We start from the raw sequence: 19,900 nt of genomic DNA, 5'->3' as shown, positions 1-19,900 counted from the left end.
GGAGCCGAGTCTTCGATCGCGGTGAATATATCGACACACTGTTGGGTCCTGAGAGAACAGACGTTCTTTCCAGGCAAGATAACGATCCGCTCGGGTTTTCTGTGAAACCGCCAGTGATTCTGGTCAGGTCCTGAAGTTCAATTCGGTGCGGGTGTGTTGTTTGAGAACTGCACAGTGGACGCGAGCATCTTTGTTTGTAAGTGTTTAAGAGCGTACGGTGGATGCCTTGGCACCAGGAGCCGATGAAGGACGTAGGAGGCTGCGATAAGCCTCGGGGAGCTGTCAACCGAGCTGAGATCCGAGGATTTCCGAATGGGGAAACCCAGCACGAGTGATGTCGTGTTACCCGCATCTGAATATATAGGGTGTGTGGAGGGAACGTGGGGAAGTGAAACATCTCAGTACCCACAGGAAGAGAAAACAATAGTGATTCCGTGAGTAGTGGCGAGCGAAAGCGGATGAGGCTAAACCAGGAGCATGTGATAGACGGCAGTTGTTGTGTTCTTGGGGTTGTGGGGCTCACTTTCTCGATTCTGCCGAGTCGAGCGACAGTCAGAAAAGTGCGTGTTAGTCGAAGTGGTCTGGAACGGCCCGCCATAGACGGTGATAGTCCGGTAGGTGAAAATGCGTGCTCTGTTGTAGTGGGTGCCCGAGTAGCAGCGGGCCCGTGAAATCTGCTGTGAATCTGCCGGGACCACCCGGTAAGCCTGAATACTCCCTGGTGACCGATAGCGGACTAGTACCGTGAGGGAAAGGTGAAAAGTACCCCGGGAGGGGAGTGAAATAGTACCTGAAACCGTGCGCTTACAATCCGTCAGGGCCTGCGAGTGACTTTGTTGCTGTGGGTGATGGCGTGCCTTTTGAAGAATGAGCCTGCGAGTTAGTGGCATGTGGCGAGGTTAACCCGTGTGGGGTAGCCGTAGCGAAAGCGAGTCCGAATAGGGCGTTTGAGTCGCGTGTTCTAGACCCGAAGCGGAGTGATCTACCCATGGCCAGGGTGAAGCGACGGTAAGACGTCGTGGAGGCCCGAACCCACTTAGGTTGAAAACTGAGGGGATGAGCTGTGGGTAGGGGTGAAAGGCCAATCAAACTCCGTGATAGCTGGTTCTCCCCGAAATGCATTTAGGTGCAGCGTCACGTGTTTCACACCGGAGGTAGAGCTACTGGATGGTCTAGGGGGCCTACAAGCTTACCGAAATCAGCCAAACTCCGAATGCCGGTGTGTGAGAGCGTGGCAGTGAGACTGCGGGGGATAAGCTTCGTAGTCGAGAGGGAAACAGCCCAGATCGCCGGCTAAGGCCCCTAAGCGTGTACTAAGTGGAAAAGGATGTGGAGTCGCGAAGACAACCAGGAGGTTGGCTTAGAAGCAGCCATCCTTGAAAGAGTGCGTAATAGCTCACTGGTCAAGTGATTCTGCGCCGACAATGTAGCGGGGCTCAAGTACACCGCCGAAGCCGCGGCATTCACACAATACATCCGCCATAGATTACGGTTTGTGGTGCAGTGGTGTGGATGGGTAGGGGAGCGTCCTACAGCCATGGAAGCAGCAGCGTGAGCTAGTTGTGGAGGCTGTGGGAGTGAGAATGCAGGCATGAGTAGCGAAAGACGAGTGAGAAACTCGTCCGCCGAATGACCAAGGGTTCCTGGGCCAGGTTAATCCGCCCAGGGTGAGTCGGGACCTAAGGCGAGGCCGACAGGCGTAGTCGATGGACAACGGGTTGATATTCCCGTACCCGTGTATCCGCGCCCAATGGCGAATCAGTGGTGCTAAGTATCCAAAAGCGGACCTATCACCTTCGGGTGAAGAGAAGTGGCTGCATACGACCCCTGCTGTAGTAGTCAAGCGATGGGGTGACGCAGGAAGGTAGCTGGGCCAGGTAATGGTTGTCCTGGTGTAAGCCTGTAGGGAGAACGGTAGGTAAATCCGCCGTTCATATATCCTGAGAGGTGATGCGTAGCCGATTGAGGTGAATTCAGTGATCCTATGCTGCCGAGAAAAGCCTCTAGTGAGTTGGTACACGGCCCGTACCCCAAACCGACACAGGTGGTCAGGTAGAGAATACTGAGGCGATCGAGAGAACTGTGGTTAAGGAACTCGGCAAAATGCCCCCGTAACTTCGGGAGAAGGGGGACCATGTCTGGTGAACGGATTTACTCCGGGAGCTGGGGGTGGTCGCAGAGACCAGAGAGAAGCGACTGTTTACTAAAAACACAGGTCCGTGCGAAGTCGTAAGACGATGTATACGGACTGACGCCTGCCCGGTGCCGGAAGGTTAAGAGGACCGGTTAGCCAGTAATGGCGAAGCTGAGAATTTAAGCCCCGGTAAACGGCGGTGGTAACTATAACCATCCTAAGGTAGCGAAATTCCTTGTCGGGTAAGTTCCGACCTGCACGAATGGCGTAACGACTTCTCTGCTGTCTCAACCACAGACTCGGCGAAATTGCATTACGAGTAAAGATGCTCGTTACGCGCGGCAGGACGAAAAGACCCCGGGACCTTCACTATAGCTTGGTATTGGTGTTCGGTACGGTTTGTGTAGGATAGGTGGGAGACTGTGAAGCGGGCACGCCAGTGTTTGTGGAGTCATCGTTGAAATACCACTCTGATCGTATTGGACCTCTAACCTCGGGCCATGATCTGGTTCAGGGACAGTGCCTGGTGGGTAGTTTAACTGGGGCGGTTGCCTCCTAAAATGTAACGGAGGCGCCCAAAGGTTCCCTCAGCCTGGTTGGCAATCAGGTGTCGAGTGCAAGTGCACAAGGGAGCTTGACTGTGAGAGTGACAGCTCGAGCAGGGACGAAAGTCGGGACTAGTGATCCGGCACCGGCAAGTGGAAGCGGTGTCGCTCAACGGATAAAAGGTACCCCGGGGATAACAGGCTGATCTTCCCCAAGAGTCCATATCGACGGGATGGTTTGGCACCTCGATGTCGGCTCGTCGCATCCTGGGGCTGGAGTAGGTCCCAAGGGTTGGGCTGTTCGCCCATTAAAGCGGCACGCGAGCTGGGTTTAGAACGTCGTGAGACAGTTCGGTCTCTATCCGCCGCGCGCGTCAGAAACTTGAGGAAGGCTGTCCCTAGTACGAGAGGACCGGGACGGACGAACCTCTGGTGTGCCAGTTGTCCTGCCAAGGGCACTGCTGGTTAGCTACGTTCGGAAGGGATAACCGCTGAAAGCATCTAAGCGGGAAGCCTGTTCCAAGATGAGGTTTCTCACCACCTTCGAGTGGTTAAGGCCCCCTACAGACCATGGGGTTGATAGGCCAGAACTGGAAGCCCGGTAACGGGTGTAGGTGACTGGTACTAATCGGCCGAGGACTTACCAACGAAGAAGCTACGCGTCCACTGTGCGGTATCTGAAACAACACACAGACACTGCAGCAGACGGTTCGTGAGGGTTTATGCCCTCGGGGACTCGTCGCGTTGTTGTGTGGATAGTTTCATAGAGTTACGGCGGCTATAGCGGTGGGGAAACGCCCGGTCCCATTCCGAACCCGGAAGCTAAGGCCACCAGCGCCGATGGTACTGCACTCGACAGGGTGTGGGAGAGTAGGACACCGCCGGAACATCCTTGCGAAAGGCCCCCAACACCAGTTGGGGGCCTTTTTGCGTATCAGCGCCCCCGCAATGTATTTCAGTGCATCGGGCCTGAGCTACTTTTTGCTACTTTTTGATCGGGCGGCGAGCCTGTAGCTGGGCGCTATCAGCTGCGGCACGACCCGCCGCCCAGCCATTGGCGTTGCCGATGGAAATCCCGCGGTCTCGGATAGTGGGGAACAACGCGTCGAACGCCTCATCAACTTTGTGTTGGTGGGAGCGGAGCGCCGGAAGCAAACGCGCCGGGTCCGGGGATTCCGCAATCGTCGTCTCATTCGCTTCTTCGAGTCGCTCACCGATGCGCGTTGCATAGGCGATAAGGAATGACTTGCGGTATGCGCGGCTTCTGGCATCGGCGCTGCGCTTGGATTCGTTGCCGCTGGCGATCATCGCTCTGGTGGCCTGAACGAGCAAGGAGGTCGTCAGCAATTCGACTGCCTCCAGGTCGCTTTCATCACCGACGACTGTCATGAATCCGAATGCCGAGGCGAAGATCGCGCGGCACCGGTTGGCCTTGGTGACCACATCGACCAGCAGCGCTTTCGCGTCGACATAGGGGGTTTCCAACCAGATCCGGCATGCGCCGGGCAGATCGGGCACAGCGTTGTCCACATCGACGAGTACCCGATCGAGCGCGTATTTGGTCATCAGCTCCTGGGCCTTGGCTGAAAGTGCCTCCGCCTCTTCGGGGTATGACGTCGACTCGGCCTTCGCGAGCAGTCCGCGGACTCGGCTCAGGACCTTGGCGTCGACGGCGTGGTGGTGCGCTGCCGCTTGCGGTCGGGCAGTGCCGGGCAAGGGCCGGATCAGTTCGAGCTTGGGCAGTCGGATCAGCATCGCAAGTGCCTCGACTACAGTCGTGACCGCCTCGGCCGCAGTCAGCAGTTGCTTCGCGGCCCACTGGCCGAGGTGCGGTTCGGGCCCGGACCACCAGATGTCTGCTCCCAGCTCGGCGAGTTGCAACTGCCAGGTCTCATCGATCGATTCCGGCGCGAAAGGCCGGACGTGGGCGGCCATGACGTCGATGAGTAGCGCGATCGCGAACTGGTCCACGCGTCGCCGCGCGACCTGGTGGATGTCTTCCGGCAGCCAGCCGTATTGAAAGATTCGGCCGATGATGTGCTGTGCCGCCAGGTGCGCACCGTCCGCCTGCTCGCGGGTCAGCGGCTCGCGACCGACGAGCTGGTGCGCGAATTGCTCAGCGGCGCGGGCATTCCCCTGCGCGGCCTCCATGGCCGTGGCCATGATCGCATTCGCGATCTGCTCGGAATCCTGCGGTCCACTGGACTGCGCAGACCAGAATGCGGAGCCCGTGGCGGCGTGGTGCTCTCCCGAGTGCCGTCGACGATTTTGCTTGCTCACGACCGATCCCCCTCACATAGTCCGGCGGCAACTGTGCCCACAACCGTATAGGTCGGGGGAGTTGACGTGTATCCGATGCGGCGCGTATCGGAAGCCGTCGAATGCGGGGCACACAGATAGTCGGCGGCTCTCCGGGGAGACCCTGAGCTGGAGGCCGGGGATATGGGGGATGCATCCTGATCTGCCATGGCGGAGTTCGGACCTACGGTTGTGGTGAGGAGGTCGCAATGAAGTCCGTCACGGTTCCGTTGACCGTCATCGGGGTCTATGCCGCGGTTGCGAGCTTCGCGTTCGCGGCCGCTCTCACCGAGACGATTATGCTGTATCCCAATATCTTTCGTGATGTACCCGAATCGCTGGCACAGACCCAGCAGTTCATGAGTGAGGTCGCGGTCGGTGATGTGATGCGCCCGCTCGGTGGGGTGCTGACGGTGTGCGCGCTGGTCGCCTGTGCTGCAGCGTTCCGGTATCGCCTCGCACGGGGATGGGTTGGCGCATCGATGCTTTCTCTCATCAGTGGCCAGTTCTTGCTGTCGATCCTGTACCTGTGGCCCCGTGCGACGATTCTGTTCGACGAACGCTCCCGGCACAGTCTCGCCGAAGTCGAGAGTGCGGCCACCGAATTCCAGGCAGGCGAGTGGGTTCGGATTGCGGCAGCGCTGGCGACCGCGGTATGTGCGGTCGCCGCCACGCTGAGTTGCTACCGCACACGGGTTCTCGCCGCGGTCGACGTGCGGTTCGAAAAGGTGGCTTAGGGACAGGTGCCCGTGGACCATAGCGGCGTCGTCTCCACCCGTGACAGTCGCCAGCCCTCCGCCGTACGAACCGCGTCGAAGCGGTAGACCTCGCCGAGGGTGTACTGCGGCTCCGCCACGGCGGTCGTGGCCGGCGCGAAGGTGGCGATGAGATTCGCGCGCACCTCGGCGGCATCGCCGTGCAGGTCGATCATCACGTTGGTGATGAAGTGCTGAATGCGCTTGTCATCGGAGTGATTCCGGCTCGCCTGCGCGATGAGCGCATCACGACCTTCGGCCCGGCCGCCGGGGGTTTTCGCGGTCGCGTCGGCGGTGTAGATCGTGCGGAAGTCATCGAAGCGGCCCTCGTCCAAGGCGCGGCCCAATTGGTCGACCAGTCCGGTGATCTCGTTGCGGTCCACCAGTTCGCGGAGTTGGTGCGTGTCGTCCTTGCTGGCAGTGGTGCAGGCGGCGAGTAGCGCCAACGGCAGTGCGGTGAGGGGGAGGAAGCGGCGGAACTTGCTCATCGGTCGAACCTTTCGAACTGAATGTTGGTCACTCCAACGTTGGCATGCCCAACGATAGCGGATCGTGGGTTACACCAACAAGTCTTGCTACATTGCTCTCATGGAGATCGCGCACGAGGACACCCCGGGCAGGCTGCGCGCTCTGCCCACCCGGCTGGTGAACCAGGTGGCCATCCTCGCCAACCGGGCGACCGAACGCGCCTTCGAAGCAACCGGATCCCGCCGCTACCACTACGCCCTGCTCGCCACGCTCGGCGAGTTCGGCCCGGCCAGTCAGGCCGATCTCGGCCGTCGCACCCGCATCGACCGCAGCGATATCGTCGCCGCGCTGAACGATCTGGCCGAGCGCGGCCTGATCGAACGCACCCCGGATCCGAGCGACCGCCGCCGCAATATCGTCACCATCACCAAGGCGGGCACCCGCCACCTGGACGAACTGGACCAACGAATCGAAGGCGCCCAGGATGATCTATTAACCGCCCTCTCCGCCGCCGAGCGCCGCGAACTGGTCCGGCTGCTGACCCGGATCCTCGATGATCATGTGCAAGGGTGATCGGGCCCCTATTTCCGCAGGCCGGGGGTAGGGCGCGCGAAGCGAGCAACTAAACTGCATCCGTGAGTCTTGTGCTGCTACCTGCTGTCGATGTCGCCAATGGAGAGGCTGTGCGCCTGGTTCAGGGGGAGGCGGGCAGCGAAACCAATTACGGCTCCCCGCGCGACGCGGCACTCGCCTGGCAGGAAGCCGGTGCGGAGTGGGTGCATCTGGTCGATCTGGACGCGGCATTCGGCCGTGGTTCGAATCGTGAACTGCTGGCCAAGGTCGTCGGCGAACTGGATGTCAAGGTGGAGTTGTCCGGCGGCATCCGCGACGACGAATCCCTGGAGGCCGCGCTGGGTACCGGCTGTGCCCGGGTGAACCTCGGTACCGCTGCGCTGGAGGATCCGCAGTGGTGTGCCCGCGCCATCGCCAAACACGGTGAGCGCATCGCCGTCGGCCTGGATGTACGGATCATCGATGGCGAACACCGGCTGCGCGGCCGCGGCTGGGTCAGCGACGGCGGTGATCTGTGGGAGGTGCTCGAACGCCTCGAGCGTGACGGTTGCTCGCGCTACGTGGTCACCGATGTGACCAAGGACGGCACCCTCACCGGCCCCAACCTGGATCTGCTGCGCGAGGTCTGCGCCGCCACCGATGCGCCGGTCATCGCCTCCGGCGGTGTTTCCACCATCGAGGATCTGATCGCCATCGCCGAACTGGTGCCGGAGGGTGTCGAGGGTTCGATCGTCGGTAAGGCGCTGTACGCGGGCCGCTTCACGCTGCCCGAGGCGCTGGCCGCGGTCCGCTGACGATTCGATGACCGCCAACCGCCTCGATACCGAACTACCGGCTCTGCTCGACGTCGCCGGTGAAATCCTCGACGCGGCGAGCCCGCGTTTCGTCGAGGGGGTCGGCGCGCCGAGCGCGGTGGCCAAGGGCCGCAACGACTTCGCGACCGAACTCGACCTGGAGTTGGAGCGCACCATCTCCGCACAGCTCGAGCAGCGCAGCGGAATCGAGGTGCACGGTGAGGAATTCGGCGGTCCGCAGCTCACATCGGGGACGGCGTGGGTGCTCGATCCGATCGACGGCACCTTCAATTACTCATCGGGACATCCCCTTTCGGGCATGCTGCTGGCACTGGTGCACGAAGGGGAGCCGCTGCTCGGGCTGACCTGGCTGCCACTGCTCGGCCAGCGCTATTCGGCGGCCGTCGACGGTCCGGTGCTGCTCAACGGCGAACCGCTGCCGCGCCTGCCGCACGGGAAGCTCGGCGAGGCGATGATCGGCTTCGGTGCGTTCAATGTGGACTCCGCCGGACGCATTCCCGGCCGGTTCCGTTTCGACCTGCTCGGTCCGCTGAGCAGGCTGTCGTCACGGGTGCGCATGCACGGCTCCACCGGCATCGACCTCGCGTTCACCGCATCGGGCGTGCTCGGCGGCGCGATCGTCTTCGGGCACCATCCATGGGACAACGCCGCGGGCGTTGCACTGGTGCGCGCGGCGGGCGGGGTGGTCACCGACCTGGCGGGGGATCCGTGGACCATCACCTCCGGTTCGGTGCTGGCTGCCGCGCCGGGGGTGCACGAGGAACTGCTCGAAATGATTTGCACGGTCGCCGACGATGCGTGACGCTGCGCACGAAACACAGGGGATGGCAGTCGGCGGGGTGCGTGGATACAGCAAGATTCGAAGAAGGGTGAGCCGATGACGTTGGCGGTACGCGTTATTCCGTGCCTGGATGTCGACGCGGGCCGGGTGGTCAAGGGCGTCAACTTCGAAAACCTGCGTGACGCGGGCGATCCCGTCGAACTCGCCGCCGCCTACGACCTGCAGGGTGCCGACGAGCTGACCTTCCTCGATGTCACGGCCTCCACCGGCGACCGCGGCACCATGATCGATGTGGTGACCCGCACGGCCGAACAGATCTTCATCCCGCTGACCGTCGGCGGCGGTGTGCGCACGGTTGAGGATGTCGACCGGCTGCTGCGCGCGGGCGCGGACAAGGTCTCGGTGAATACCGCCGCCATCGCGCGGCCCGAAGTCTTGCGGGAAATGTCGGAGCGCTTCGGGTCCCAATGCATCGTGCTGTCGGTGGACGCCCGCACCGTTCCGGACGGCCAGCCCGACACTCCGTCCGGCTGGGAGGTCACCACACACGGCGGCAAGCGCGGCACCGGCATCGACGCCATCGAATGGGCCGTGCGCGGAGCCGAACTCGGCGTCGGTGAGATCCTGCTCAACTCGATGGATGCCGACGGCACCAAGACAGGCTTCGACCTGCCCATGATCAAGGCCGTCCGCGAAGTGGTCTCGATACCGGTGATCGCCAGCGGCGGCGCGGGCGCCGTCGAACACTTCGCCCCCGCCGTCCAGGCTGGCGCAGACGCGGTTCTGGCCGCCAGCGTCTTCCACTTCGGCGACCTCACCATCCCCCAGGTAAAAGCCGCCATGCGCGCCGAACAAATCATCGTCCGCTAGCCCGCGCCCCGGCGCACACGAAGCTGACGCAGAACTGGTGACTGCCTCGCACAAGGTGCATAGCCTCTGCGAAGTTCTCAGCAGATATGCGACAGCGTCCGGTGGAATTCGGCGGCGAAACCCTCAGTGCCGTAACGCTGATGCCTGGTGCGGTCGAGGGTTCGCCGATGTTGTTGTGGCCCAGACGGATTTGGTTTCCGAGGCTGATTGTCGGCGTGCCCGGCAGGTTCTCGGGGAGCCGAATCGCATTCGCGCGGCTTGAATTTCTTCGGAGAGTTCGGCCGCCACGCCGGGGCGGTGATTGCTATCTGCTCGACAGTTACCCAGGCTTAGCGACCATGTCCGCCACGTGTCCCGCATGCTCATGGTCATCGCCGATGCTGGTGTCGGCACATGGTTCGGTTCGCTATCTGCGTTGTGTCTGTGGCAAATGGCTGGTTGCCCACCGGGGCGGGGTGAACTTGGTCACCGGCAGGGCCGCCTGCGCCAAAAAGCCTGTGGCCGAACATCTCGAACTGATTCCGCTGCCGGAGGAGTAGGAACTGTCGCGGCGGGTGGTGTTTCGGCACTACAGGATGTGTTCCGGCGGGGAGCCCCCTGTATAACGGTGATATGACTCTCGACCCCGCCATCGCCGCCCGGCTCAAGCGCAATGACGCCGGACTCGTCGCCGCGGTCGCGCAGGAGCGCGGCACCGGCGATGTGCTGATGGTTGCCTGGATGGATGACGAGGCGCTGGCCCGCACGCTGGAAACCCGTAAGGCGACCTACTATTCGCGTTCGCGCCAGCAGTACTGGGTCAAGGGCGAAACCTCCGGCCACACGCAGTACGTGCACGAGGTCCGTCTCGACTGCGACGGCGACACCATCCTGCTCGTCGTCGACCAAGAGGGCGCGGCCTGCCACACCGGCACGCACACCTGCTTCGACTCCGACCTGCTGCTCGCCGACAGCTGAGCCCGAGCTGCTAGGAATTCGGCTGGTCGTCGCGCTCCTCGACCGGCGCCGACCTGCCGTTGGACTGGCTCAGAGTGTCGCTGAGCTGTCTGACGAGCAGTTCGCTGAGGTCGGCGAGTTGCGCGGTCTGTTCGGCGTCGAGACCGTCGAATACCAACTGCCGCACCGCATCCAGATAACCGGGCGCGGCCTCGACGACCTTCGAGTAGCCGTCGTCGGTGAGCACCGCCTGCACGCCGCGGCGGCCGGTGGTTGCTGACCGTTGCGCCCAGCCCATTCGCTCCAGCTTCGACACCACATGGGACAGTCGCGATAGCGATGCATTTGCTTTGTGGGCAAGCTCACTCATCTGCAGCCGATGGCCGGGCTCCTCGGATAACAGCGTGAGCACCCAGTATTCGAAATGCGTCACCCCGGATTCGCGCTGCAGGTGGGTATCCAAAGCGCCTGGTAGACGTGTCATCAGCGCTACGATCGCGCGCCAAGCTCGTTGTTCGTCCGGGTCGAGCCACTTCGTCACTGGGTGCCTTCTTTCGAGCCAAGTGACGTCTTATTGTTAGCGAACCTAGCGATTAACGAAAAGCATGTTCACGGTCACTCGCGTGAATGAGTTTGCCACGACTTCGCTCGACCGTCATGGACTTGGTCCGCGACGTGAGGTCACTCACAGGGCCAGATAGCGTGTCGGCTATGTGTCCTAGGTGACCGTCGGCGTTTGCGGAGTGGCGGCGGGCGGCGTCGGTGCCGGTTGCTTGCCGGGATGCCTGCGCCGCCACCATCGACGGCTGATCAGGGCGGACGCGGCGAGGAAAATCGCGACCGCCACGATGGCGCCGACCAGTGACGCGCCACGGAAGGCGGGCGCGTCGACGTCCAGAATTCGTTGGCCGGCATGTGCGGCATTACTCCCGCCGAGCACGATCGACAGTGTCATCAGATTCGGAATCGCGACGATCACCGCGAGCAACGCGGCAGCACCCGCGAGGAACTTCCCGGCTCGCCGCTTCCAGATCAACGCAGCGAACAACAGGAGGAACAGCGGGATGGCGGTGCCGAGCAAGCCGTACGCCAGCCCCCAGCCGATGCCCTTGCTGAAACTGCCGCTCACCAGCTCGGCGATGCGCTGCGCCCACCAGCGTGGAATGAACGCCGCCAGAATGAAGTAGGCGATGATCAGTAGAGCGATGACCGCCAGTGCGCCGATGATCCGGGTGCGCCACGTGGCCAGCGTGGATTTCTGCCCGTCCGGCCGAACCTCGCTCGAAGTCATGAAACCAGCGTATGCCGGGCAACCAGGAGATCAACGGCGATAGACCTGGTGTTTTTCGCGGTGGTTACCGCGTGTTCGCGAACCGGGCTACTGCAGAGCGCGCTCGCGGAGGAACTTCAGCGCCTCGTCCGCGTGCACATCGGACCGGAACTCGCCGGTGATCACCTTGGCGACCTTGCGATCCCGGTCGATCACGAAAGTCTGCCGCTTGACCGGTGCGAGCTTGCCGAGCAGCCCGCGCTTCACCCCGAATGCGGATGCGACCTTGCCGTCGGCATCGGACAGCAAGGGGTATCCGAGGTTCTGCTTGGAGGCGAATCCGGCCTGGGTATCGACGCCGTCGGTGCTGATGCCGACGCACGATGCGCCCAGCGCCGTGAATTCGGCGGACAGATCGCGGAAGTGGCACGCCTCCGCCGTGCAGATCGGCGTATTCGCGGCGGGGTAGAAGAACAGCACCAGCGGACCGTTCGCGAGCAGCGCATCGAGCGAACGCGGGGTGCCGGATTGATCGGGAAGCTCGAATTCGGGAGCGAGCTGACCTGTCTGCATAGTGGGGACAGTACCGGGCGCGAGGTCGGTTTGCCGCCCCCGCGCTCGGTTCCCGTCACGCCGGAGACCGGAATGACGGGTTCTTATCGCGACTAAGCGCCGATGAGAGCGGCGACCTCGGGATTTTTGATCTCCATGACATCGAGAATTCCGTGCGCACGCAGGAGCGGCCTGAGTTCCCTGATCCGGTCGCTGTGTGTGGCGTATTCATCCGGAAAGTGGTGCTTGTCCAGGGCTTCCAGCGCCTTCACATAGGTGACGAAGGAAGCTAGGGCGTTCACTTGGTTGGAACTCGGTGATCCGCCCGTCGAATGCAGGCCGACCATCCGCGGGGGTTGACCGAGCAGGCCGGAGCCGGCGGCGCGCCGCCCGTCCGGCGCACCAGGTTGCGAGGGGTACATCAGTTGTCTCCTCCCGAAATGGATACCGCGTATGAGATCGAACGGGGCGAGTGTAGTGACGGCAGTCACCAGCGCCCGCAGCACGTCAGAACCGGACAGTCGGTTCAGGAGGATGGGACGCGCCGACAAGGCTGTCGGTGCCGCCTGGGATGATGGACATATGCCTGGCGCGTCCACTCCCACCACCACGACCCGTGAACAGTTCCACCAACTGGCCGCGGAGCACCGGGTGGTCCCCGTGACCCGAAAGGTGCTGGCGGACTCCGAAACTCCGCTGTCGGCCTACCGCAAGTTGGCCGCCGATCGGGCCGGTACCTTCCTGTTCGAGTCCGCGGAGACCGGGCGGTCCTGGTCGCGCTGGTCGTTCATCGGCGCGGGCAGTCCATCCGCGCTGACGGTTGTCGACGGTGAAGCGGCCTGGCTCGGGCACACCCCCGTGGACGCGCCCTCCGGTGGCGATCCACTGGTTGCGCTGCGCGAAACCCTGCAGTTGCTGCAGACCGAGCGGCTGCCCGGCTTACCCCCGCTGACCGGCGGCATGGTCGGCTATCTCGGCTACGACGCGGTACGCCGGATCGAGCGGCTGCCCACCCTCGCCGCCGACGATCTGCGGCTGCCCGAGATGGTGCTGATGCTCGCCACCGATCTCGCCGCCTTCGATCACCATGAGGGCGCGATAACGCTCATCGCCAATGCGGTCAACTGGAACGGCACCGCCGAACGGGTCGACGAGGCCTATGACGATGCGGTGGCCCGGCTGGACCGGATGACCGCCGCGCTGGCCGCGTCCTCGGAGTCGACCGTGTCGGTCTTCGATCAGCCCGACCCGGAGTACATCCGACGCCGCACAACCGAAGAATTCGGTGCGGGCGTGCGGCGCCTGGTCAAGGAGATCGAGGCGGGCGAGGCCTTCCAGGTCGTGCTCTCGCAACGCTTCGAAATGGATTACGACGGTGCGCCTTTGGACCTCTACCGGATGCTGCGCGCCTCCAATCCGAGCCCGTACATGTACCTGATCCACATCCCGGACGGCGACGGCGGCACGGCATTCTCCATCGTCGGCTCCAGCCCGGAATCGCTGGTGACCGTGAAGGATGGTGTGGCGACGACACATCCCATCGCGGGCACCCGGTGGCGCGGCGCCACCGAGGAGGACGACCTGCTGCTGGAGAAGGGGCTGCTGGCCGACGAGAAGGAGAACGCCGAGCATCTGATGCTCGTCGATCTCGGGCGCAACGATCTGGGCCGGGTCTGCCAGCCGGGCACGGTGCGGGTCACGGAGTATCGGCATATCGAGCGCTACAGCCACGTCATGCATCTGGTCTCGACGGTCTCCGGCCGCCTCGCGCCGGGCAAGATCGCGCTCGACGCGGTCAATGCCTGCTTCCCCGCGGGCACGCTGTCCGGTGCGCCGAAGGTGCGCGCGATGGAACTCATCGAGGAACTCGAGCCCACCCGCCGCGGCGTCTACGGCGGTGTCGTCGGCTATCTCGACTTCGCGGGCGATGCGGATACCGCGATCGCCATCCGCACCGCACTGCTGAAGGACGGCACCGCCTATGTGCAGGCGGGTGCCGGCATCGTCGCGGATTCGGATCCGGACTACGAGGACGTCGAATCCCGTAACAAGGCCATGGCGGTGCTGCGGGCGGTGGCGGCCGCGAAAACCGTTCGTGCGTACAGCGCACCTGCGGACGGCGGCGCGGAATGACCGATTCGGAACCCGTCGATACCGATCCGGCCATGCCAGCGGACACACAGACCCCGAGGCGTAGGTATCCGGTCGGCGCGATCGTCCTGCTCGCCGTCGCCGCTGCGGCGCTGTGGGGCTCCTCCCGGATGACGTGGGTGACTGTCTCGTCCACCGACGGCCTGACCGAACCGCGCACCGACAAACTGAACGGCGGTGTCTGGTTCGGTGCGCTCACTCCGTTGGCGCTGGTGCTGCTCGCCGCCATCGCCGCGGTGCTGGCGACTCGCGGCTGGCTGCGACGCATGTTCGGCGTCCTGATCGGTGTGGTCGCCGCGGTGACGGCCGTTCCGGCCTTCGCTCTGCTGACCAGATCCGGCGCGACCGCGGCCCGTGCCGCCACCCTGGCGGAGCTGCCTGGCCGCGCAACCGTCACCGAGGTGGTCACTTCCCAGTTCCCAGCCGTACTTTCGCTGCTGGGAGCGCTGGCTGCCTTTGTGGCCGGTGTCCTGCTGGCCCGTATGCCCGAGGACGCCGCCCGCCTGTCCGGCAAGTACGACAATCCGGTCTTCCGCAGGGCCGCCGCCACCGAACAGGTGACGCGTCAGCGCACCGACGAGGCGGCCGGCGATACGGGTCAGCTCTCCGAGCGCGTGCTCTGGGATGCGCTGGACGCGGGGACCGACCCGACCGAGGAAGCGAGTCGGCCCGCTTCGGCGGCCGACGATTCCGCCGATCATGATCAGGGGAAACAAGGGCATCGAGGTGTCTGAGCAGGTGACTACAAACCCCGGCGCAGTTGCGCCACAAGCAGCCATTTATTCTTTGTCAGCATCGGTGAGACAGCGCCTGGGGGGATTCTCAGGCAGCAAGTCCGTCTCCCCAGAAAGGATTCGAGCCAGATGACGGTACTCGACTCGATTCTCGACGGGGTCCGCGCGGATGTGGCCGCTCGGGAAGCCCTTCTGGACTTCCAGGCGATCAAGGCGGCCGCGGCCGCGGTTCCCGCGCCGCTGGACGCCCGCGCCGCGCTCCTCGAAGACGGCATCGGCGTCATTGCCGAGGTCAAGCGGGCCAGCCCCTCCAAGGGGGAGCTCGCGGATATCCCGGACCCGGCGAGTCTGGCCAAGTCCTACGAGGACGGCGGAGCGCGCATCATCAGCGTGCTCACCGAGGGGCGCCGCTTCCACGGGTCGCTCGACGATCTGGACGCGGTCCGCGCCACTGTGCACATCCCGATCCTGCGCAAGGATTTCGTCGTCGGGCCCTACCAGATCCACGAGGCCCGTGCGCACGGTGCCGACGTCATCCTGCTCATCGTGGCCGCCCTGGAACAGGACGTGCTGAGCTCGCTGATCGACCGCACCGAATCGCTCGGCATGACCGCCCTGGTCGAGGTGCACACCGAGGAAGAGGCCGACCGCGCCCTCGAGGCCGGCGCCTCCGTGATCGGCGTGAACGCAAGAAACCTCAAGACCCTCGAGGTGGATCGCGATGTCTTCGCGCGCATTGCGCCCGGCCTGCCCACCGAGGTCATCCGCATCGCCGAATCCGGTATCCGCGGCACCGCCGACCTGCTGGCTTATGCCGGTGCTGGCGCGGATGCCGTGCTCGTCGGCGAGGGGCTGGTCACCAGCGGCGACCCGCGCGCGGCCGTCTCCGAACTGGTGACCGCGGGCACCCATCCGTCCTGCCCGAAGCCCGCGCGGCGGGGTCGGTGACGACGGTGGCGGCACTGCCCAAGGCTTCCGACGGTATCCACGAGCGCAGCGACCACGAGCCGGATCAGGGCGGCCACTTCGGCGTCTATGGCGGCAGGCATGTGCCCGAGGCGCTGATGGCGGTGATCGAGGAGGTCACCGCCGAATACGAAAAATGCCGCCTCGATCCTGCCTTCCTCGACGAACTAGACCGGCTGCAGCGCGACTACACCGGTCGCCCGTCGCCGATCTTCGAATGCCGGCGGCTCGCCGAGCACGCCGGTGGTGCGCGCATCATTCTCAAGCGCGAGGATCTGAACCACACCGGTTCACACAAGATCAATAACGTGCTCGGCCAGGCACTGCTCGCCAAGCGCATGGGCAAGTCCCGGGTCATCGCGGAGACCGGAGCCGGTCAGCACGGTGTCGCCACCGCGACCGCATGCGCATTGCTCGGCCTCGAATGCGTCGTCTATATGGGTGCGGTCGATACCGCCCGCCAAGCGCTGAACGTGGCCCGCATGCGGCTGCTCGGCGCAGAGGTGATCTCGGTGCGCACCGGTTCGCAGACCCTCAAGGATGCGATCAACGAGGCGCTGCGCGACTGGGTCACCAACGCCGATGCCACCTACTACTGCTTCGGCACCGCCGCGGGCCCGCATCCGTTCCCGATGATGGTGCGCGATCTCCAGCGCATCGTCGGGTTGGAGGCCCGCGCCCAGGTGCAGGCGCTCACCGGGCGGCTGCCCGATGCGGTCACGGCCTGCGTCGGCGGCGGCTCCAACGCCATCGGCATCTTCCACCCCTTCATCGACGATCCCGGCGTGCGGCTGATCGGTTACGAAGCGGCTGGCGACGGCGTCGAAACCGGAAGGCACGCCGCGACTTTCACCGGTGGCACCCCCGGCGCGTTCCAGGGCGCGTACTCGTATCTGCTGCAGGACGAGGACGGACAGACCATCGAATCGCATTCGATCTCGGCCGGTTTGGACTATCCCGGCGTCGGTCCCGAACACGCCTACCTCAAGGACATCGGTCGCGCCGAATACCAGCCGATCACCGATACCGAGGCGATGGACGCGCTGCTGCTGCTCAGCCGTGCCGAGGGCATCATCCCGGCGATCGAATCCGCACACGCGGTGGCCGGTGCGATGAAGCTCGGCAAGGAACTCGGCAAGGGCGCGATCATCCTGGTGAACCTGTCCGGCCGCGGTGACAAGGATATGGACACGGCGGCACGATGGTTCGGGCTGTTCGACGACCACGCCGCCGACAAGGAGAGCCGCCAGTGAGCGAGCGCAGCGAGCGAACCATGAACACAGGGGGATGGCAGCCGGTGGGGTGGGTGAGTGCGGCGTCCATGACGTCGACGGAGCCGAGCGCCAGCGAGGTGCAGTCGTGAGTCAGCAGTCACGCCTTGCGAACACCTTCGCCGCGTGTCGCGCGGAGGGCCGGGCCGCGCTGATCGGCTACCTGCCCGCGGGCTATCCGGATCTGTCCGGTTCGATCGAGGTGTGCCGCACCATGGTCGAATCCGGTTGCGACATAGTCGAAGTCGGCGTCGCCTACTCCGATCCGGTGATGGACGGACCCACCATCCAGGCCGCCGCCGATCAGGCGCTGCGCGGCGGTGTCCGGGTGCGCGATGTGTTCTCGGTGGTCGAGGCGATCACCGCGGCGGGCGGTAAGGCCGTCGTGATGAGTTACTGGAATCCGGTGCTGCAGTACGGCGTCGATCGTTTCTCGCGCGATCTGGCCGCCGCGGGCGGGTCCGGCATCATCACCCCCAACCTCATCCCGGAAGAGGCCGACAGCTGGTTCGTCGCCTCGGCCGCACACGATCTGGACCGCATCTTCCTGGTCGCGCCGTCGTCCACCGAGGAGCGTCTGGTCAAGACGCTGGAGGCCAGTCGCGGCTTCGTCTATGCGGCCTCGACCATGGGTGTCACCGGCGCCCGAGATGTGGTCTCGTCCGCGGCCCCGGCGTTGTGTGCGCGCGTCCGCGCCCACTCCGATATCCCGATCGGTGTCGGCCTCGGCGTGCGCAACGGTGTGCAGGCGGCCGAAATCGCCTCCTACGCAGACGGAGTCATCGTCGGCTCAGCCCTGGTGACGGCCGCGGCCGAGGGACTCGACGCGGTACGCGCCCTCACGGCCGAACTGGCCGAGGGTGTTCGTTCCGCGACCGTCGTCTCCTAGGCGCCTGCGAGAGGGCACGCCGACCGCGAATCTCGCGATGTGGCCGTGCTCCGCTACGGTTGGGGCCGTGACCTTACGAGTCCTCGCAGACAGCGTCCTGAGCAACGGTGCCGTCACCGCTGATGTGCTGGCCTACATTCCCAGCCCGTCTCAGGGCGTATGGCATATCGGTCCGTTCCCGCTACGGGCCTATGCCCTGTGCATCATCGTCGGCATCGTCGTCGCCATCTGGTGGGGTGAGCGGCGCTGGCAGGCGCGCGGCGGGCAGAAGGGCGCGATTCTCGATGTCGCGATGTTCGCGGTGCCATTCGGTCTGGTCGGCGGGCGGCTGTATCACGTTGCCACCGACTGGCAGAAGTATTTCGGCGCCGACGGTCATCCGATCGATGCGCTGAAGATCTACCAGGGTGGCCTCGGCATCTGGGGTGCGGTCTTCCTCGGCGGCGTCGGCGCCTGGATCGGCTGCCGGGTCTACCGAATTCCACTGCCCGCATTGGGCGATGCGATCGCGCCGCCGATTCTGCTGGCCCAGGCCATCGGCCGGCTCGGCAATTACTTCAACCAGGAGCTCTACGGCCGCAAGACCGATCTCCCGTGGGGTCTGGAGATCTACCTGCGCTTCGACGATCAGGGCAAGCTCGACATGATGAACGGCGTCTCCACCGGCATCGTCGACAAGGTCGTGCAGCCGACCTTCCTGTACGAGATGATCTGGAACCTGCTGATCGTGGTGCTGCTGGTACAGATCGATAAGCGCTTCCGCATCGGGCACGGCCGCCTGTTCGCGCTCTACGTCGCCGGGTACTGCCTCGGCCGCTTCGTCGTCGAACTGCTGCGGGACGACGAGGCGACCAAGATCGCGGGTATCCGCATCAACTCGTTCACCTCGGCACTCGTATTCCTCGCCGCCGTCGCCTATTTCGTCTTCGCGACCAAGGGCAGGGAGACCGCCGATCAACTGCAACCGTCGACGGTCTCGCGGCCGTGGCCGTGGCAGATCGGGGCCCTGCGGGCGGCGGGCGCCGAATCCGAGGCCGCGTCGAAGGCGGCCGCGGTGGCCGAAGCAGCGCCGCCGAAGCACAGTGCCGAGAATCCGGATCCGACAAAATCGGAGAACTCCGGCAACGAACCGGATACCGACGGCGATAACTCAACGGAGTCCGAAACCTCGGACGCCGAGCGGGGCAAGGTCGATACCTCGAAAAAGGACGCCTGATCCCATAACGACTTGGGCAACACGTCGGTGCACCGAGTAGACACGCGAACGCGTGTCCGCGACGATACCTGCGGGCGCCCAATTGCCCGGCTAAATACGCGGGGAGGCGGGTGAGCGCCCGTCGAAATGCACGAATGATGGAGGACATTTAGTGACCGACCCCTACCAGAACCAGCCAGGCTTCGGCGGCCCCCAGTACGGTCCGCCCGGGACGGGGCCGGACCTGAACAAGCAGCCCGATGCACCGGGGCAGCAGTACCCGTCGGATCCGTACAACCAGCAGCAGCCGCAGTACGGTCAGCCGCAGTACGGTCAGCCCGATCCCTACGGTCAGCAGCCGGGCGGCTACCCGCCCGCGCCGTACCCGGGCGGCGGCTACAACCCGAACGATCCGGAAGCGCCCTACGGTCGCGACCCGTTCGGCGTGCCGTTCTCGGATAAGCAGAAGCTGACCGCGGGTCTGCTACAGATCTTCCTCGGCGGCTTCGGTATCGGCCGTTTCTACACCGGCCACACCGGCATCGCGATTGCCCAGATCGCGGTCACCTGGTTGACCTGCGGTATCGGCGGCATCTGGCCGCTGATCGACGGCATCATGATGCTGACCGGCAAGGTGCCCGACAGCCTCGGGCGGCCACTGCGCGACTGACCGCGCGACAATCGACCGACGGGCCCC

General features: G+C 64.3%; 19 protein-coding genes and 2 rRNA genes. 15 read left to right on the top strand and 6 right to left on the bottom strand.

Annotation, left to right across the window (positions count from 1 at the left end; all coding sequences use genetic code 11):
• Nucleotides 1–194 precede the first annotated feature (194 nt).
• Together ACQPZ2_RS31940 and rrf are read left to right on the top strand one after the other, a co-directional pair.
• A 23S ribosomal RNA gene (locus ACQPZ2_RS31940) occupies nucleotides 195–3,327 on the top strand.
• 122 nt (nucleotides 3,328–3,449) lie between these two features.
• Nucleotides 3,450–3,566: ribosomal RNA gene (gene rrf / locus ACQPZ2_RS31935) — 5S ribosomal RNA — on the top strand.
• A 97-nt stretch (nucleotides 3,567–3,663) separates the two neighbouring features.
• On the opposite strand, the gene ACQPZ2_RS31930 is transcribed toward rrf, so the two are convergent.
• Nucleotides 3,664–4,959, bottom strand: coding sequence for a DUF2786 domain-containing protein (locus ACQPZ2_RS31930; protein WP_433521837.1), 1,296 nt, complete (start codon nucleotides 4,957–4,959; stop codon nucleotides 3,664–3,666).
• 227 nt (nucleotides 4,960–5,186) lie between these two features.
• Here ACQPZ2_RS31930 and ACQPZ2_RS31925 point away from each other — a divergent pair, with 227 nt between their 5' ends.
• Complete coding sequence (locus ACQPZ2_RS31925) at nucleotides 5,187–5,714, top strand: hypothetical protein (RefSeq protein ID WP_433521836.1); 528 nt, start codon at nucleotides 5,187–5,189, stop codon at nucleotides 5,712–5,714.
• Here the strand turns inward: ACQPZ2_RS31925 and ACQPZ2_RS31920 are convergent.
• Entirely contained in the window at nucleotides 5,711–6,220 is a 510-nt protein-coding gene (locus ACQPZ2_RS31920; protein ID WP_433521835.1) for a nuclear transport factor 2 family protein, read from the bottom strand. The genes ACQPZ2_RS31925 and ACQPZ2_RS31920 overlap by 4 nt on opposite strands.
• A 100-nt stretch (nucleotides 6,221–6,320) precedes the next feature.
• Between ACQPZ2_RS31920 and ACQPZ2_RS31915 the strand changes: the two genes are divergently transcribed.
• From ACQPZ2_RS31915 to hisI, 5 genes are all read left to right on the top strand, one after another.
• Nucleotides 6,321–6,773 (top strand): MarR family winged helix-turn-helix transcriptional regulator, encoded by a 453-nt coding sequence (locus ACQPZ2_RS31915; RefSeq protein WP_357475134.1) that lies wholly within the window; start codon nucleotides 6,321–6,323, stop codon nucleotides 6,771–6,773.
• Nucleotides 6,774–6,835: 62 nt separating this feature from the next.
• Nucleotides 6,836–7,567 carry a bifunctional 1-(5-phosphoribosyl)-5-((5-phosphoribosylamino)methylideneamino)imidazole-4-carboxamide isomerase/phosphoribosylanthranilate isomerase PriA gene (gene priA, locus ACQPZ2_RS31910; RefSeq protein ID WP_040688875.1) on the top strand — a complete coding sequence of 244 codons (732 nt, stop codon included), beginning with the start codon at nucleotides 6,836–6,838 and terminating at the stop codon, nucleotides 7,565–7,567.
• A 7-nt stretch (nucleotides 7,568–7,574) separates the two neighbouring features.
• Nucleotides 7,575–8,390: an inositol monophosphatase family protein gene (locus ACQPZ2_RS31905; RefSeq protein ID WP_433521834.1), complete on the top strand. Its 816-nt coding sequence runs from the start codon at nucleotides 7,575–7,577 to the stop codon at nucleotides 8,388–8,390.
• Between the two features lie 75 nt (nucleotides 8,391–8,465).
• On the top strand, nucleotides 8,466–9,239 hold the full coding sequence (gene hisF, locus ACQPZ2_RS31900) for an imidazole glycerol phosphate synthase subunit HisF (protein WP_063044172.1): 774 nt from the start codon (nucleotides 8,466–8,468) through the stop codon (nucleotides 9,237–9,239).
• Between the two features lie 612 nt (nucleotides 9,240–9,851).
• Complete coding sequence (hisI, locus tag ACQPZ2_RS31895) at nucleotides 9,852–10,196, top strand: phosphoribosyl-AMP cyclohydrolase (protein ID WP_062993581.1); 345 nt, start codon at nucleotides 9,852–9,854, stop codon at nucleotides 10,194–10,196.
• A 10-nt stretch (nucleotides 10,197–10,206) separates the two neighbouring features.
• Here hisI and ACQPZ2_RS31890 read toward each other — a convergent pair whose 3' ends face one another.
• The 4 genes from ACQPZ2_RS31890 to ACQPZ2_RS31875 all read right to left on the bottom strand — a co-directional run bounded on the left by ACQPZ2_RS31890 (nucleotide 10,207) and on the right by ACQPZ2_RS31875 (nucleotide 12,419).
• On the bottom strand, nucleotides 10,207–10,659 hold the full coding sequence (locus ACQPZ2_RS31890; RefSeq protein ID WP_433521833.1) for a MarR family winged helix-turn-helix transcriptional regulator: 453 nt from the start codon (nucleotides 10,657–10,659) through the stop codon (nucleotides 10,207–10,209).
• A gap of 234 nt (nucleotides 10,660–10,893) precedes the next feature.
• Nucleotides 10,894–11,466 carry a permease gene (locus ACQPZ2_RS31885; protein ID WP_433521832.1) on the bottom strand — a complete coding sequence of 191 codons (573 nt, stop codon included), beginning with the start codon at nucleotides 11,464–11,466 and terminating at the stop codon, nucleotides 10,894–10,896.
• Nucleotides 11,467–11,553: 87 nt separating this feature from the next.
• Nucleotides 11,554–12,018, bottom strand: a complete 465-nt coding sequence (locus ACQPZ2_RS31880) for a peroxiredoxin (protein WP_433521831.1) — start codon at nucleotides 12,016–12,018, stop codon at nucleotides 11,554–11,556.
• A 92-nt stretch (nucleotides 12,019–12,110) separates the two neighbouring features.
• The gene (locus ACQPZ2_RS31875; protein ID WP_433521830.1) at nucleotides 12,111–12,419 is read right to left on the bottom strand and encodes a hypothetical protein; all 309 of its coding nucleotides are present in this window, start codon (nucleotides 12,417–12,419) and stop codon (nucleotides 12,111–12,113) included.
• A gap of 160 nt (nucleotides 12,420–12,579) precedes the next feature.
• Between ACQPZ2_RS31875 and ACQPZ2_RS31870 the strand changes: the two genes are divergently transcribed.
• The 7 genes from ACQPZ2_RS31870 (at nucleotide 12,580) to ACQPZ2_RS31840 (ending at nucleotide 19,873) form a co-directional block, all read left to right on the top strand.
• Nucleotides 12,580–14,130 (top strand): anthranilate synthase component I, encoded by a 1,551-nt coding sequence (locus ACQPZ2_RS31870; protein ID WP_433521829.1) that lies wholly within the window; start codon nucleotides 12,580–12,582, stop codon nucleotides 14,128–14,130.
• Complete coding sequence (locus ACQPZ2_RS31865; RefSeq protein WP_433521828.1) at nucleotides 14,127–14,882, top strand: TIGR02234 family membrane protein; 756 nt, start codon at nucleotides 14,127–14,129, stop codon at nucleotides 14,880–14,882. Before ACQPZ2_RS31870 ends, ACQPZ2_RS31865 begins: the two co-directional genes overlap by 4 nt.
• Before the next feature lie 129 nt (nucleotides 14,883–15,011).
• Entirely contained in the window at nucleotides 15,012–15,830 is an 819-nt protein-coding gene (gene trpC, locus ACQPZ2_RS31860) for an indole-3-glycerol phosphate synthase TrpC (RefSeq protein WP_063044178.1), read from the top strand.
• The gene (gene trpB, locus ACQPZ2_RS31855; protein WP_433521827.1) at nucleotides 15,827–17,101 is read left to right on the top strand and encodes a tryptophan synthase subunit beta; all 1,275 of its coding nucleotides are present in this window, start codon (nucleotides 15,827–15,829) and stop codon (nucleotides 17,099–17,101) included. Before trpC ends, trpB begins: the two co-directional genes overlap by 4 nt.
• A gap of 106 nt (nucleotides 17,102–17,207) precedes the next feature.
• Nucleotides 17,208–18,008 (top strand): tryptophan synthase subunit alpha, encoded by an 801-nt coding sequence (trpA, locus tag ACQPZ2_RS31850; RefSeq protein ID WP_063044186.1) that lies wholly within the window; start codon nucleotides 17,208–17,210, stop codon nucleotides 18,006–18,008.
• A 67-nt stretch (nucleotides 18,009–18,075) separates the two neighbouring features.
• Nucleotides 18,076–19,224, top strand: a complete 1,149-nt coding sequence (lgt, locus tag ACQPZ2_RS31845) for a prolipoprotein diacylglyceryl transferase (RefSeq protein WP_433521826.1) — start codon at nucleotides 18,076–18,078, stop codon at nucleotides 19,222–19,224.
• A gap of 151 nt (nucleotides 19,225–19,375) precedes the next feature.
• Nucleotides 19,376–19,873 carry a TM2 domain-containing protein gene (locus ACQPZ2_RS31840; RefSeq protein ID WP_063044180.1) on the top strand — a complete coding sequence of 166 codons (498 nt, stop codon included), beginning with the start codon at nucleotides 19,376–19,378 and terminating at the stop codon, nucleotides 19,871–19,873.
• The last annotated feature ends 27 nt before the right edge of the window (nucleotides 19,874–19,900 follow it).

It is taken from the genome of Nocardia pseudovaccinii (assembly GCF_050942345.1).
Taxonomy (GTDB): Bacteria; Actinomycetota; Actinomycetes; order Mycobacteriales; family Mycobacteriaceae; genus Nocardia; species Nocardia pseudovaccinii.
This window is presented reverse-complemented; position numbering and strand designations above follow the sequence as displayed.